General features: G+C 73.1%; 9 protein-coding genes. 3 read left to right on the top strand and 6 right to left on the bottom strand.

Going from position 1 to position 15,606, the window contains the following annotated elements; all coding sequences use genetic code 11:
• The first annotated feature begins 71 nt into the window (after nt 1–71).
• The 3 genes from ASF38_RS10435 to ASF38_RS10425 all read left to right on the top strand — a co-directional run bounded on the left by ASF38_RS10435 (nt 72) and on the right by ASF38_RS10425 (nt 2,600).
• On the top strand, nt 72–830 hold the full coding sequence (locus tag ASF38_RS10435; protein ID WP_056553071.1) for an SDR family oxidoreductase: 759 nt from the start codon (nt 72–74) through the stop codon (nt 828–830).
• 6 nt (nt 831–836) lie between these two features.
• Nucleotides 837–1,868, top strand: a complete 1,032-nt coding sequence (locus ASF38_RS10430; RefSeq protein WP_055964921.1) for a phosphotransferase family protein — start codon at nt 837–839, stop codon at nt 1,866–1,868.
• A 108-nt stretch (nt 1,869–1,976) separates the two neighbouring features.
• Nucleotides 1,977–2,600 (top strand): TetR/AcrR family transcriptional regulator, encoded by a 624-nt coding sequence (locus tag ASF38_RS10425; protein ID WP_056553075.1) that lies wholly within the window; start codon nt 1,977–1,979, stop codon nt 2,598–2,600.
• Nucleotides 2,601–2,607: 7 nt separating this feature from the next.
• On the opposite strand, the gene ASF38_RS10420 is transcribed toward ASF38_RS10425, so the two are convergent.
• From ASF38_RS10420 to ASF38_RS10395, 6 genes are all read right to left on the bottom strand, one after another.
• A complete protein-coding gene (locus ASF38_RS10420; protein WP_055964918.1) occupies nt 2,608–2,922 on the bottom strand; it encodes a DUF202 domain-containing protein in 315 nt (104 codons plus the stop codon).
• Entirely contained in the window at nt 2,919–3,296 is a 378-nt protein-coding gene (locus ASF38_RS10415) for a YidH family protein (protein WP_056575734.1), read from the bottom strand. Before ASF38_RS10415 ends, ASF38_RS10420 begins: the two co-directional genes overlap by 4 nt.
• A gap of 9 nt (nt 3,297–3,305) precedes the next feature.
• Entirely contained in the window at nt 3,306–3,854 is a 549-nt protein-coding gene (locus tag ASF38_RS10410; protein ID WP_235497646.1) for a holo-ACP synthase, read from the bottom strand.
• Entirely contained in the window at nt 3,851–12,985 is a 9,135-nt protein-coding gene (locus ASF38_RS10405) for a type I polyketide synthase (protein WP_056575732.1), read from the bottom strand. Before ASF38_RS10405 ends, ASF38_RS10410 begins: the two co-directional genes overlap by 4 nt.
• Before the next feature lie 526 nt (nt 12,986–13,511).
• Nucleotides 13,512–14,261: an SDR family oxidoreductase gene (locus tag ASF38_RS10400; protein ID WP_056575729.1), complete on the bottom strand. Its 750-nt coding sequence runs from the start codon at nt 14,259–14,261 to the stop codon at nt 13,512–13,514.
• A complete protein-coding gene (locus tag ASF38_RS10395; protein ID WP_055964906.1) occupies nt 14,261–15,478 on the bottom strand; it encodes an acetyl-CoA C-acetyltransferase in 1,218 nt (405 codons plus the stop codon). Before ASF38_RS10395 ends, ASF38_RS10400 begins: the two co-directional genes overlap by 1 nt.
• Between the last annotated feature and the right edge of the window lie 128 nt (nt 15,479–15,606).

Here is a 15,606-nt window from a genome sequence, read left to right as displayed (position 1 = left end):
CTGGCCGCGACTGCACCCGTGCGCTACCGTGAGCCCAGACCTAAGCAAGCGCTTACCTCAGGAGAATCTGCATGAGCGAGAACCGCCGCACCGCCCTCGTCACCGGAGCCGCCCAGGGCATCGGTGCCGCCGTGGCCCAGCGCCTGGCCGCCGACGGCCTCGCCGTCGCCGTCGTCGACCTCGACGAGGGAGCCTGCGCCGGCACCGTCGACGCCATCACCGCCGCGGGCGGGTCCGCCATCGCCGTCGGCGCCGACGTCTCCGACGCCGGTGCCGTGGACGCCGCGGTCGAGCGCATCGCCGCCGAGCTCGGCGGACCGACGGTGGTCGTCAACAACGCCGGCATCATCCGCGACAACCTGCTGTTCAAGATGACCGTCGACGACTGGGACGCCGTCATGGCGGTGCACCTGCGCGGCTCCTTCAACACGGTCAAGGCCGCCCAGAAGCACATGGTCGAGGCGAAGTTCGGCCGCATCGTGAACCTCTCGAGCACCTCGGCGCTCGGCAACCGCGGCCAGGCCAACTACTCCGCCGCCAAGGCCGGCCTCCAGGGCTACACCAAGACCCTCGCCATCGAGCTGGGCAAGTTCGGCGTCACCGCCAACGCGATCGCCCCCGGCTTCATCCAGACCGACATGACCGCGGCCACCGCCGAGCGCATCGGCGTCCCGTTCGACGACTTCATCAAGTTCAGCGCCGAGCAGATCCCCGTCCAGCGCGTGGGCCAGCCCGACGACATCGCCCACACCGCGTCGTTCCTCGTGAGCGAGGGTGCCGGGTTCGTCTCGGGCCAGGTCATCTACGTCGCCGGCGGACCGAAGGACTGATCGCACGTGACCGGACCCGAGGGGCTCGACCTCGACGCGCTCCGACGCTGGCTCGACGACCAGGCCCCCGGCCTGCTCGCCGGGCCGCTCGAGGCGACGCTCATCACCGGCGGCAAGTCGAACCTGACCTACGCCGTCTCCGACGGTGAGCGCGACGTCGTCGTGCGTCGCCCGCCCCTCGGGCACGTGCTCGCCACGGCGCACGACATGACGCGGGAGCACCGGGTCATCGACGCGCTGGCGGGCACCGCCGTGCCGGTCCCCGCGACCTACGGCCTCTGCCAGGACGACACGGTCATCGGAGCGCCCTTCTACGTGATGGAGCGGGTCGTCGGCACGCCCTTCGCCCGCGCCGCCCAGCTGGTCGAGATCGGCGAGGAGCGCACCCGCACCATCACCGGGCGGATGGTCGACGTCCTCGCCGACCTGCACGCCGTCTCCCCCGACGACGTCGGACTCGGCGACTTCGGTCGCCCCGACGGCTACCTGGAGCGGCAGGTCCGTCGCTGGAAGAAGCAGCTCGACGCCTCCCGCAGTCGCGACCTGCCCGGCATGGACGACCTCATCGCCCGGCTCGACTCGTCGATCCCCCAGACCAGCGAGGGCACGATCGTGCACGGCGACTACCGCCTCGACAACGTGCTCGTCGACACCGGCCCCGAGGGTGGCGACCGCCTGACGGCCGTCCTCGACTGGGAGATGAGCACGCTGGGCGACCCGCTCACCGACGTCGCGATCCTGCTGGCCTACCAGCAGCTCGCCGAGAGCGCGGCCGACGGCCCGGGCGCCGCCATGGTCACCGATGCCGCGAAGGCGCCGGGCTACCTCCCACGCGAGGAGGTGCTGCGCCGGTACGCCGAACGGTCCGGACGCGACGTCTCCGACATCGACTTCCACCTAGCGCTCGCGTTCTTCAAGCTGGCCGTGATCCTCGAGGGGATCCACTACCGACACGCGCACGGACAGACGCTCGGTGCGGGCTTCGACGGCATCGGCGACCTGATCGAGCCGCTCATCCAGGCCGGCCTGCGCGCCTGACCCCCTCGCGGAGCGGCGACCGGTCGGTCGTCCCCGTGAGGTGACCCACCAGTAGGTCGAGGCCCGAAGTGGCGTGCCGGACGGCGCCCGTCCCCTAGGGTGGGCCGCGTGACCGCGGAGATCCTCGAACCCCGACGTCGCCCGACGCAGGACCGCAGCCGGGCGAAGTTCGAGCTGCTGCTGCGCACGTCGCGCGACCTCCTGCTCGACGTCGGCTTCGAGTCGTTCACCTGCGAGGAGGTCTCGCAGCGGGCCGGGCTCCCCACCGGGACCCTCTACCAGTACTTCGCGAACAAGTACGTGATCGTGTGCGAGCTCGACCGGCAGGACGCCGTGGCCGTGCACGAGGAGCTGACCAGCTTCTCGGAGATGATCCCGTCGCTGGACTGGTTGCGCTTCCTCGACCGGATGATCGACCACGTGGCCCGGCTGTGGGCCGACGACCCGTCGCGGCGGGCCGTGTGGCTCGCCGTGCAGTCGACCCCGGCCACCCGGGCGACCGCCGCCGTCACCGAGCGCGAGCTCGCTGCCGCCGTGGCCCGCTTCCTCGCCCCCCTGACGCCCGGAACCCCGCGCGAACGTCGCCGGATCATGGCCGAGGTGCTCCTCCACGTCAGCTACTCGATGCTCAACTTCTCGGTGCGCGACGGCCAGAGCCACGCCGAGGCGGTCATCGAGCTCAAGCGTCTGCTCGCCGCGTACCTGCTGTCGTCGGAGCCCGACGCCCGCTGAGCGCGGCTCAGGACCAGGCCAGCAGCACCACGACCGCCGCGACCGCGAACGCCAGCGCGGCCACGCTCGCCGGCACCCTGCCGTCGCCGACGAGCTCGATCGACACCTCGCCGCCGCTCGACGATGTTCCTCGACCCCGGAGCACCAGAGCGCCGACCCACCCGACCATCGCGAGCACGAGCACGGCCGAGACCACGGTCACGGCCGTCCCCTCGATCCAGGCGACCCGTGCCACCAGCAGGCCCAGGACCACGCACGACGCGGCCGTGCGGCGCCAGGCGAGCCAGGTCCGCTCCTGCGGAACCGCCCGCGGAGGACTCACCCGCACACCGCCAGCACGCCCAGGACGACGCAGGCCACGACCACCGCGCCGACGAGCAGGAGTCCGACCCCGTTGGAGGGCAGCGGCCGACCTTGGCGCACCGCGCGCTCGGTACGCGCCCAGCTCCGCCAGGCATGCGCGGCGCACAGCGCACCGGCGATCGCGAGCCCGGTCGACGTCAGGGCCACCACGAGGTCGGGCAGCTCGAGATCGAGCACGTGCACGGCCACCGCCCCGGCCAGCAGGGCCAACGAGGTACGGATCCAGGCGAGGAACGTGCGCTCGTTCGCGAGCGAGAAACGCGGATCGGGCTCCTCGCCGACGCCGTACACGCTGCGTGGCCAACGACGGTCGCCACGGTCCTCGGTGGTCATGGGACGACCCTAGCGACGCGCACCCTCCGCCAGCACCACGTAGGCGAGGGCGTGGTCACCGTCGTGGCTGAGGCTCACGTGCGCCTCCACACCGGGCAGGTGCTCCGCGACCTCCCCGTGCAGACGCAGACGGGGGCGGCCCCACGCGTCGCACACCACCTCGACGAGCCCCAGCACCTCGTCGCCCATGACCGGCGGCTCGCCGAAGATCGAGGCCGACCAGGCCTTCACGAAGGCCTCCTTGGCCGCCCAGCGCGCCGCGAGGTGGCGACCCTCGCCACCACCGTGCTGCCCACGACCGACCTGCGCCGCGCGCTCGGCCGCGTCGCGCCGCTCCCCCGGGGTGAACACCCCGGCGAAGCGTGTGCCGGGGAGGGCGAGCTGGTCGACGAACGACGGCACGTGGACCAGGTCGACGCCGACTCCCAGCACGGTCCCCTCCACCGTCCCGGGAGACGGCGCGCCGGCACCCCCGCCGGCGCCGTCTGCCGCCCGCGGCCCGGCACCCCCGCCGGCGTCGTCCGCCGCCCGCGGCCCGGCACCCCCGCCGGGGGTCACGAGCAGGCCGTGGCGACGTACACGTCGTCGTCGCCCAGACGCGCCTGCGGGTCGAGCAGCACCGACGCCTCCCGGCCCCGCACGCCCTCCTTGCCGAGCCGACGTCCCGCGGGACGCTCGTACGCGGTGGCCGCGCCGACCATCACCTGCGCCAGGCGCATCCGGCCGGCCACGACCCGCTCGCGCGACCGTGCGAGGTAGTCCTCGCGCTCGGCCTCGGGCAGCGCCTGCACGAACGCCTCCGGGTGCGCCAGGGCGATGAGCCCCGCCACGTGGCCGAAGCCGAGGCTCGTGACCAGGCCAGCCTTGAGCGTCGCACCGGCGAGCGGCTCGCGCAGCCAGACCAGGTGCTCGTGCTCGGCGAGCACGTCGTCGACGCAGTCGAGGCTGCGGTTCGGCGGCAGCATCCCGCCGGCCAGCACCTGGGTGAGACCGATCAGCTGGAACGCCGCGGCACCACCCTTCGCGTGGCCGGTGAGCGTCTTCTGCGACACCACGAACAGCGGGTTGCCGGCGCTGCGACCGATCGCCGCCGCGAGCCGCTCGTGCAGCTCGGACTCGTTCGGGTCGTTCGCGTCGGTCGACGTGTCGTGCTTGCTCACGACACCGATGTCGTCGGCGTCGAGGCCGAGCACCGTGAGCGAGCGGGCCAGCTGCGACTCGCGCCCCCCGATGGCCGCGGCCAGGGCACCGATCCCGGGCGCCGGGATCGACGTGTGCACGCCGTCCGCGAACGACCCCGCGTAGGCGACCACGCCGTGGACCGGCAGGCCCATGCGGGCCGCGACGTCACCGCGTGCCAGCAGCAGCGTGCCGCCGCCCTGGGACTCCACGAACCCGCCGCGACGACGGTCGTTGGCCCGGCTCACCCGACGCGGGTCGATGCCCTTGGCGAGCATCGCACCCGAGTCCGCCGTCGCGGACATGTCCGCGAAGCCGATGATGCCCTCGGTGCTGAGGTCGTCGAAGCCACCGGCCACCACGAACTCGGCCTTGCCGACCTTGATCTTGTCGACGCCCTCCTCGACGGAGACCGCCGTGGTGGCGCACGCGGCGACCGGGTGGATCATCGCGCCGTAGCTGCCGACGTAGGACTGCACGACGTGCGCGGCGATGACGTTGGGCAGCGCCTCCTGCAGGATGTCGTTGGGGTTGTTCTCCCCCAGCAGGGTGTTGATGTACAGCGCGTGCATGGAGGCCATGCCGCCCATGCCGGTGCCCTGCGTGTTGGCGACGAACGCCGGGTGCACCCAGCGCATCAGCTCGGCCGGCGTGAAGCCGCTCGAGAGGAACGCGTCGACGGTGCACACGAGGTTCCAGATCGCGACGCGATCGATGGACTCCAGCATCTCCGCCGGGACGCCCCAGGCGGAGGGGTCGAAGCCGGTCGGGATCTGGCCGCCGATGGTGCGGCTCAGCTCCATGCGGCGCGGCACGCGGATCTCGGTGCCGGCCTTGCGGGTGACGGTCCACTCGCCGTCGGGCGATGACGTGATGCTGGTGCGCTCGGGATCGGCGGCCACCATGGCGCGGGCCTCGGACTCGCTGCCGACCGAGAACGTCAGGTCGTCGTCGAGGTACACCGACGTGAGCAGCGGCGCCGTGTTGTCGACCATCGAGCCGTCGTCGCCGTAGGTGCGGATGCCGCACCGTGCGACCACGGCGTCGTGGTACCGCTCGTGCACGTCGGCCTCGTCGACCGGCTCGTTCGACTCGACGTCGTACCAGCCCTGGTTGACGTCGTCCCAGGTGATCAGGCCGGTGTTCCAGGCCAGCTCGAGGACGCCGGCGGCGGACAGCTCGTCGTGCACCTCCATCTCGAAGCGCGTGCGGGCCGAGCCGTACGGGCCCAGCTCGCCGGTGCCGACGATGACGACCATGTCCTCGGGGCGCGCGGTGACCTCGCCCCACGCCGGGGTGGCGGCGTCGGGCAGCTGCGCCGGCGACGGTGCGAGGGCCGCCACGGTGGGCGTCTCGTCGTCCTCCTCGACCGTCGGGCGCTCCACGCCCTCGGCCAGCGCGCGCAGGTCGAGATCGGCCTCGCCCAGTCCGCCGGTCAGGTCCAGCTCGACCGGGGCGACGGACGCCTGCTCGCGCAGCGCGGTCGTGCAGCCCTGGGTGAGCAGCGCGTCGGCCATCTCGTCGGGGCTCCAGGTGCGGACACCGGCGGACTCGACGGCCTGCACGAGCGGGTCGTTGCCGCCCATGAGGCCGGTGCCGCGGACCCAGCCGATGATGGCGTGGGTCAGCGTCACGCGGTCCGACCAGCTCTTCTCGGCACCCCACTTGGTGACGACGGCATCGAGCGCGGCCTTGGCCTCGCCGTACGCGCCGTCGCCGCCGAACATGCCGCGGTTGGGCGAGCCCGGAAGCAGCACGTGCAGGCGGGACGCCAGGTCGTGGTCGCGGCCCGTGGTGGCGAGGGCACCGACGAGGCGCTCCACCGACCACAGCAGGATGCGGGCCTCGACCTCGGTGCGGCTGCCTGCGTCGGACAGGTCGCCCGTCACGCGCCCGGCCGCGAACGGCACGAGCAGCGTGGGCACGAGCGCCGGCTTGGTCACGGTCTTGGTGCTGCCGACCGTGCGGGCCTGCTCGGTGACGATCCACGACGAGAGCGCGTCGACGTCGGCGAACGAGGCCATGTTGGCCGGGACCACCCAGAGGCGGGCACCGGCACGGGCGTGCGTCCGGTAGAGCTCGCGGTAGAACCCGACCTTGCGGCTGTCGAGGCTCGACGTGGTGGCCACGACCGTGGCGCCACCGGCGAGGAGCTCACCGACGACCGAGGCGGCGATCGAGCCTCGGCTGGCGCCGGTGACGACGGCGACGTCGTCGCTCCAGGTGCCGGGCGTGGTGTCGAGGGCGGCCTCGGCGATCTGCTCGAGGCGGGCCCTCAGCGCGGCGTCGTCGGTGCGTCCGGCCCACCAACGGGCCTGCGACGCCACGACCTCGCCGCTGCCGGTCAGGTCGATCTCCTTCTCCGCCCACGGCCCGGAACCCCCGCCGGGCGCGGTCTGGCCCAGCGCGATGCGCGCGAGATCCTCACGGGCGCTGGCCCAGCGGTCGTCGACCAGCACGGCACGGCGCTCGTCGAACGCCGGCGCGACCGCGTCGACCCAGTCGGAGCCGAGCTCGGCCTCGACCCGGTCGAGCACACGCTGGGCGTCCTCGTCGGTCTCGGTCGACGGGACGTCGGCGGCGAGCCCCAGCTGCGCGAGCAGGTGACGGGCGGTGCTGGCGAGCACACCGTCGGGTCCGGTGATCTCGCCGGTGATCTCGGCGAGCGCGGCGGCGTCGACGGTGGCGTCGGAGCCACCGGCGGACGGCAGGTCCACGCTCACGCCGTGGCGCGCGGCCACGGCCTGGACGGCGGCGTCGACGGCCGCGTCGACCTCGGCGCCGTTGGACGGCACCGGGATCGTGGCGAGGTCTCCCCCGCGCACGCTGGCACCGTCACGCGTCGAGAGCGCCAGCTCGGCCAGCACGTGGCTCGCCCAGCCCGCGCCGAGCTGCCACACGTCGGTCACGCGGTCGGCGACAGCGGACTGCTTGCGACCCGTGGGGCCGAGCACCTTCTTGAGGTGGTCGGCGAAGGTCGCGGAGAGCACCGGACCGAACGGCTTGTAGCTGCGGGCCAGGCCCTTGACCTGGGCCGAGAGCGTGGGCACGTCGGCATCGGCAGCGCCGTCGATGGCGCCGAGCGACAGCTCGCCGCCGAGGTCGACCAGCAGCTGGTTGCGGCGCGACGACGCACCGTCGCAGAGCGACTCGATGGAGTCGGCAGCACCGATCTGCTCGGGGCGCAGCTTGGTCCACCAGGCGATCAGCGTGCGGGTGCCGTCGGCGGCGTCGAAGCCGAGGTCGGCCGGACGCGGACCGCCGGAGGACACCGGGGCCGCGGCGGGCGCCGGGGCGGCCGTCGTCGCGGCGGACTCGGCGGCGGGCGCCTCGTCCACGACGTCGTCCTCGATGGGCGCGGGGTCCTCGTCGGTCGCGAACACCGCGGCGGCGTCCCGCTCGACGTTCACGACCTCCACGCCACGCTCGCCGAGCGTCGACTGGACGGCCGGGAGCTTGATCGTGGACGACGCGAGGTTGGCGACGGTGGGCGACTGGCCCACGCCGATCTCGACGAAGCGCTCGACCCCGAGGCCACCGTTCTCGACCGACGCGAACATCAGGTCCTGCGTCTCGATCCAGCGCACCGGGCTGGCGAACTGCCAGGCCAGGAGCTCGACGAGCAGCGTGCGGCACAGCGCCTGCGGGCGGGCGGCCCAGGTGTCGAAGTCGGACAGCACGGCGTCCAACGGGGACTCACCGACGAGATCGGCGATCTCCTGCACGAAGCCCTGGCCGAGCGAGAACGGCCGCGGCACGAGGTTCGGCACGTACCGACCCTCGAGGATCGTCGGATCGATCTCGGCCGGCAGCAGCTCCTCCAGGCGGGCCCGGAAGTCCGGGACGCCGCCGTGCAGCACGCGGGAGTGGAACGGCACGTCGATGCCGGGCACCAGGATGAAGGCGGCCTTGCCACCGAAGCGTGCGCGACGCTCGGCGATGTCCTCCTCGAGGACCTCGAGACCGCGCACGGTGCCGGCGATGGCGTACTGCGAGCCGCGCAGGTTGTAGTTGACGATCTGCAGGAACTGCCCGCTGCGCTCGGCGACGCCGTCGACGTAGGCGGTGACCTCGTCGTCGGCCAGGCCGATCTGCGACGGACGGATGGCGGCCAGGCGGTAGTCGCTGCGGCCGTGCTCGTCGCGGGGGACGAGCGTGTGCATGACGGAGCCGCGCTGGAACACGACCTCCACGACGGCCTCGAGCGGGATGACACCCGACACGGCCGCGAGTGCGTTGTACTCACCGACCGAGTGACCGGCCAGCACGGAGCCCTCGACGAACGCGCCGGACTCGCGCAGCTCGGCCATCTGGGCGGCGCCGAGCACCGCCATGGCCACCTGCGTGAACTGGGTCAGGAACAGCACGCCGTCGGGGTGCTTGTGGGTGGTGCCGTGGGCGACGAGCACGGTCGGGTTGTCGCGCACGACCGTGAGGATCGAGAAGCCGAGCGCGCTGCGGGTGTGCGCGTCGGCACGGTCCCACACGGCGCGGGCGGCCTTGGACCGCTGGTAGCCGGCCATGCCCATGCCCGGGTGCTGGATGCCCTGACCGGGGAAGGCGTAGGCCGTGCGCGGTGCGGCCACCCGGGCCGTGGCGGCCATGACGAGCTCACCACCGGCGCGGCAGGTGACCTCGACGACCTCGTCGCCGTCGACCAGGGCGGTGCGCTCGGCCTTCACCGAGACGGCCGCACCGGGGGCCAGGGGGCTGAGCCAGCGGGTGGTCCAGCCGAGCAGCGTGCGACCCGTGGCGTCGGCCACCACGCGCTGCGCGGCGGCGGACAGCCACATGCCGTGGGCGATCGGCTCGCCGAGACCCGCCAGACGGGCTGCGGCCACGCTCGTGTGGATGGGGTTGTGGTCGCCCGAGACGGAGGCGAACGCGCGCAGGTCGGTGGGGGTGACCACCGTGCCCTCGGCGCGGGTGCGGCGCGGCGTCGGGTGCACCTCGGCGTCGCCCAGACGGCCACCCGCACGGACGGGCTCGCCGGCGTCGGCCGAGCCGGGACGGCCCCGCACGCAGAAGCGCTCGACCAGCGTGGCCACGGTGCCGTCGGCGTCCGTGGCGGTGACGTCGACCGTGACGACACGACCGAGGTCGGTGGCGCGAACGGAGCGGACGGCGGCGCGGAGGGTGAGCTCGGTGCCGTCGACCGGCGTGCGGGTCACGTCGATCGCGTGGTCGAGGTGCACCAGGTCGAGCATGCCCTCGACGACGGGGTCTCCCGCCTCGGTACGGCTGGCGCCGATGACGGCGAAGACGGCAGGCCAGGCGAGGCCCACGAGTGCGTCGGGCACGAACGCGGCGGTCTCGCCGGCGGTGACACCGGCGTGGTCGGCAGCGAGGTCGTCGCTCCACGGAGCACTGAGCGTCGCGGCTCCCTCGGAGACCGACGGGAGCGAGCCGCCCGCGGCGGCGGTGAGGAGGTCGAGCATCGCGGCGGCGGCGGTGCTCGTGGAGATCACGGGCGCGCCACCGGTGGCCACGCCGTCGGTGACGTCGAAGGTGAGCGTGAGCGTCCGGCCGCCACGGTCCAGCGGCACGACGAGCTCGGCGGCGTGGCCCGATCCGGTCAGGACGGCACCCGTCTCGGGGTGCTCGGCGCGCTCGGGGGCGACGCTGACCCAGCCCGTCGACGACGAGGCCGGGGTCCCGAGGCGGTGCACCGGGTTGCGCACGGCGCGCCCGGCCCACACGGCGTCGGGCGAGGCGAGCACGAGGGACACGGCGCCGGTGGCGCCGTCGGCGCGGCGCAGGCCGACGACCTCGAGCGGTGCGGCACCCGAGGCGAGCACCGCGTCGACCGCGGCGTCCTCGAAGCGGCTCAGCAGGTCGGCCACCGGCTCGTCCACGCGGGTGATGCCCGCGACCGAGACGGTGCCGGGGATGACGCAGACCTCGTCGGCGGCGAAGCGCGGGTCGTGGGCCTGCCACAGGGAGTCCGAGCGCCACCAGCGGCGCACGTCGGCGTCGACGACGGGCACGAACGGCACAGGCTTGCCCGGACGACGGCACACCTGCACGAAGAAGGGGACGTCGGCCGGGTGCAGCACGACGTCGTCGGCGGCCGGGTGGGCCTCGCGAAGTGCGGTGAGTGCGGCGGTGGCGTCCTCGACGTCGGCGGGCGTCGCGAACAGGGTGGCGACGGGGCCGTGGTCGACGTCGACCAGGCGCGCCTCGGCGCGCTGCAGCATCGCGTGGAAGCGGTCGCGCAGCGTCACGTCGAGCCAGGCGGAGCCGCCCTCGTCGTCGTGTCCGGTGGGTGCCGCATGATCGGTGGTGAGCGCGGCGAAGCGGTCGAGCCACGCACCGTACGTCATGGTCGCGACGTCGCCGAAGTACGGCTTGGCGGTGCGGTCGAGGGCCTCGACGATCTCGTCGCGGCGGGCTGCGACGGCGTCGGCGTCGCCGGCGACCTCGTCGAGCAGCCGTCCGGTGCGCGACGCGGTGTTGTCGATCTCGTGGATGTCGGCGCCGAGCTGGCTGCGGCCCGAGGACATGCCCCCGTCAGCCGCACCCGCCCCGACCCACGCGGGCGTCCCGGGGGTGTCGACGAGGAGCTGCTTGACCGCGGGCGAGGTGGTGGCCTCGAGGGTCGCCATCGCCGCGGTGCCGACGAGGACGCCGTCCAGCGGCATGACGGGGTGGCCGTGGGCACGGGCCCACTCACCGGTCAGGTAGGCCGCAGCCACCTCGGGGGTGCCGATGCCGCCGCCGACGCAGACGACCACGTTGTCGTGGGCGCGGAGCTGGGCGTACGTGGCGACGAGCAGGTCGTCGAGGTCCTCCCACGAGTGGTGACCGCCGGCCTTGCCGCCCTCGATCTGCACGATGATCGAGCGAGGCGCGACCTTGTCGGCGATGGCGAGCACCTGGCGGATCTGCGCCACGGTGCCCGGCTTGAACACGACGTACTCGATGCCGACCTCGGCCAGCTCCTCGACGAGCGCGACGGCCTCGTCGAGCTCGGGGATGCCGGCGGTGACGATCACGGAGTCGATGGGCGACCCGGCGGCCCGGGCCTTCTGCACCAGACGCTGACCACCGAGCTGCAGCTTCCACAGGTAGGGGTCGAGGAAGAGGGAGTTGAACTGGAACGTGCGGCCCTCGTCGAGGAGGTCGTCGAGCTCGGCCATCCGCTCGGTGAAGATCTGCTCGCTCACCTGGCCGCCGCCGGCGAGCTCGGCCCAGTAGCCGGCGTTCGCGGCCGCGGCCACGATGGCGGCGTCGACGGTCGTGGGCGTCATGCCGGCCAGCAGCACGGGCGAGCGACCGGTCAGACGCGTGAACGCGGTCTCGACGCGCAGGCTGCCGTCGGGCAGCGTGGCGGCGGTGGGGGCGTAGGACGACCAAGGACGGCTGCGACGCGGAGCCGCGCCGGGCACCGTCAGCTCGCGGTGGCCGCGGCGCGTGGCGACGGAGACCACGCCGGCGCCCCGGACCTTCGCCTCGGCGGCGCTCAGGCGCGCGGCCAGGTCGCCAGGACCGACGTCGAGCAGCCACTCGGCACCGGCGTCGAGCACGCGCTCGACCTCGGCGACCCAGTCGACCGGGTCGACGACGGCACGCCGCGTGAGCGTGCGAGCCTGCTCGGGGTCGAGTCCGCAGGTGGCCGCCCAGGTGGCGGCGAGGTCGGCGGCCTCGGAGAGCGCAGGGTGGTGGAAGGCGAGCTGCGCGGCCACGGGCTCGACGACGGGCTTGAACGCCGCGCCTCCGGTGACCTTGCGAGCACGCTCGTCCTTCTGGGCGGCGGCTACCTCGTCCATGAGCGTCACGGCACGGCGCAGACCCTCCTCAGGACCCGACAGCACCACGGAACGACGTCCGTTGCGCAGGTGCGTGACCACGTCGGCCGAGGCGGGGAGCGTCGAGAGCGCCTCCGCCACGCGCGCGGGGCTCTCCCCCGTGACGCTGAGCATCGTGGCTCCGAGCAGGCCGCGGCGACGACCCACGACGTGGGCGGCCGCACCGGCCAGACGGGCGTACGCGTAGAGCTCGGCCGGGTCGGCGCCTGCCAACGCCTCCAGCGCGAGGGAACCCTGCGAGTGCCCGGCGGACGCGACCGGCGGGGTCGCGGTGACGTCGAGTCCCTGGCGGCGCAGGGCCGCCAGCCCGGCGAGCTGGGTGAGCAGGATGCCGGGGACGGACACGGCCGGGACCTGCTGGTCGACGGCCGAGGGAAGGCTGGGCGCCTCGTCGTCCTCGGCGGACTCACCGACGGCCAGGGCGTCGACCCACGCGAGCGGCGTGACCGTGGCCCCGGTGCGCAGGAGCTCACCGGCCACCGGCTCGAGGGTGCGCTCGGCGCGATCGACGACGGACGTCAGGTCCGCCTCCAGCGCGAAGTCGCGGACCAGGGTGGCGAGCGCGTCGAGCCAGGCCTCGCCCTGTCCCCCGGCGACGACGGCGTAGCGCTGCCCACCCCGCAGACGGTCGACCAGCGCCTCGCGGCGGCCTCCGGTGGTGGCGGTGCTCGTGGTCGTCGGCGTCGTGGGGGTGGTGGTCACGTCGAATTACCTCGCTGCGGCAGATGGGTGGAAGCACCATCGTCGCAAAACGTGAGAAGAACCTCAAGTTTATTCCGAGGGTTTCCTCATGTTCTGTTGGTCACACGTCCGTCTGCCTGCGGCTGCGCTGCCTCCACTCCGACCCTGCGTGGTCTCCGAAAGAGCCTCGACCGGACGGCCCCCAGCGCGCTCGACCCGGCTTCCGAGCCCACCATCGGTGGATCCTCAACCGCAGATCGCGCGCTGCGGTTGCTGAGACACCGATGGGTACGCGGGAACCGGGTCATCGGTGGATCCTCAACCACAGCAGCACTCCTGCGGTTGAGGATCCACCGATGACCCGGGTGTGCCCGCAGGTTCGGCCGCGCCGCACCTCTCTGTCCGTCGAGGCCTCTCGGAGGCCGAGCCGAGACCCCGCCGCAGCAGCGCCGCCCGGGGTCGAGCTTCACCGAGGCAGCGCAGTCGCAGAAAGCAGCCGACCCCGCAGCCGCCGAAGCAGCCACGGGGTCGATCGAGGAAGCCGAGGTCAGACCCCGCCACCCAGGAGCAGTCCACCGTCGGCGGTGATGGTCTGGCCGGTGAGCCAGGCGGCGTCCTCGGAGAGCAGGAAGCCCACGACGCCGGCGATGTCCTCGGGCAGCCCGAGGCGCTTGAGCGGGTACGGCGCGGAGACCTCGTCCTCGCGACCCTCGTAGAGCGCCTTGGCGAACTTCGTCTTGACCACGGCCGGGGCGACCGCGTTGACGCGGATGTCGGGGCCCAGCTCGACCGCCAGCTCCTCGGTCACGTGGATGAGCGCGGCCTTGGAGGCGCCGTACATGCCGATCATGGGCGCCGGCTTGAGGCCGGCCACGGACGCGACGTTGACGATCGCGCCGCCGTGCTCACCCATCCACTGGCCGTACGCCTGCTGCGCCCACGCGACGGCGGAGAGGACGTTGACGGCGAAGATCTTCGCCGCGGCCTCGAGGTCGATGTCGATCATCCGGCCGTACACGGGGTTGATGCCGGTGTTGTTGACCAGGAAGTCGAGGCGCCCGAAGGTCTCGATCGCGGTCCGCACCGCCTCCTCCTGGTGGCCGGCGTCGTCACCGGAGCCCGCCACGAAGACAGCGCGGCCGTCTCCGAGCGTCGCGGCAGCCTCGGCGAGCGCGTCGGGCTTGCGCGCCGTGATGAGCACCTGGGCGCCGTCGTCGACGAGCCGCTGCGCGATGCCGAGACCGATGCCCCGGCTGGCGCCGGTGACGATCGCGACCTTGCCGTCGAAGCGCCCCATCAGGAGAGCCGCTCGATGACCATGGCCATGCCCATGCCGCCGCCGACGCACATCGACTCGACGCCGAACTGCTTGTCGTGCCACTGCAGCGAGTTGATCAGGGTGCTCGTGATGCGTGCGCCGGTCATGCCGAACGGGTGGCCCACGGCGATCGCGCCGCCGTTGACGTTCAGCTTGTCCATCGGGATGCCGAGGACCTTGGCCGAGCCCCACGACTGCACCGCGAAGGCCTCGTTGATCTCGTACAGGTCGATGTCGTCGATGCCCATGCCGGCGTTGCGCAGGGCGGCCGGGATGGCCTCCACCGGACCGAGGCCCATGATCTCCGGCGAGAGGCCGGTGACCGCGGTCGAGACGATGCGTGCGAGCGGCGTGAGGCCGAGGGCCTTGGCCTTCTCGTCGCTCATGATCACCACGGCGGCGGCACCGTCGTTGAGCGGGCACGCGTTGCCTGCGGTCACGGTCCCGTCAGGACGGAAGACCGGCTTGAGCTGGCTGACCGCCTCCATCGTCACGCCCGCGCGGGGTCCGTCGTCCTTGGAGACGACGGTGCCGTCGGGCAGCGTGACCGGGGTGATGTCCTTGGCCCAGAAGCCGGACTCGATCGCGGCCTCGGCGAGGTTCTGGCTGCGCACGCCGAACTCGTCCTGCTCCTCGCGGCTCATGCCCAGGTGCTGGGCGACGTTCTCGGCCGTCTGGCCCATCGCGATGTAGAGGTCGGGCAGCTCGCCGCTCTCCCGCGGGTCGGTCCAGGTGTCGGCACCACCTTCGGCACGCTTGGCGGTGCGGGCGATCGCGTCGGCGAACCGCGGGTTCTCCGAGCCCGGCAGGTCGGAGAAGCCGTTCTGGAAGCGGCTCACCGTCTCCACGCCGGCGGAGATGTAGGCGTCACCCTCGCCGGCCTTGATGGCGTGGAACGCCATGCGGGTGGTCTGCAGCGACGACGAGCAGTAGCGGTTCACGGTCACGCCGGGCAGGTGGTCCATGCCCGAGAGCACGGCCACGGCGCGTGCGAGGTTGTGCCCCGCCTCGCCGGCCGGCTGGCCCACGCCCAGGTGCAGGTCGGTGATGTCCTTCGGGTCGAGCCCGGGGACCTTCTCCAGCGCGGCCTGCACCATCTGCACGGTGAGGTCGTCCGGACGCATGTCCTTGAGCGAGCCCTTGACGGCGCGCCCGATGGGCGAGCGGGCGGTCGAGACGATGACGGCTTCGGTCATGGTTCTGCCTTCCGGTGGTGGGAGTCGTGCGGCGGGGTGGTGCGGCCCTCTACGGGCTCGAGGACGGTCGGCTCAGAACCCGAGGTCGCGGCCGATGAGCTCCTTCATGATCTCGTTCGAACCGGCCC

The sequence above is a fragment of the Aeromicrobium sp. Leaf272 genome (assembly GCF_001422865.1).
GTDB lineage: Bacteria > Actinomycetota > Actinomycetes > Propionibacteriales > Nocardioidaceae > Aeromicrobium.
This window is presented reverse-complemented; position numbering and strand designations above follow the sequence as displayed.

Coding starts and splice junctions, on each gene's coding strand:
- ASF38_RS10400 (WP_056575729.1), bottom strand. CDS start 14,261: ATGGGGCGCTTCGACGGCAAGGTCGCGATCGTCACCGGCGCCAGCCGG.
- ASF38_RS10435 (WP_056553071.1), top strand. CDS start 72: ATGAGCGAGAACCGCCGCACCGCCCTCGTCACCGGAGCCGCCCAGGGC.
- ASF38_RS10415 (WP_056575734.1), bottom strand. CDS start 3,296: ATGACCACCGAGGACCGTGGCGACCGTCGTTGGCCACGCAGCGTGTAC.
- ASF38_RS10395 (WP_055964906.1), bottom strand. CDS start 15,478: ATGACCGAAGCCGTCATCGTCTCGACCGCCCGCTCGCCCATCGGGCGC.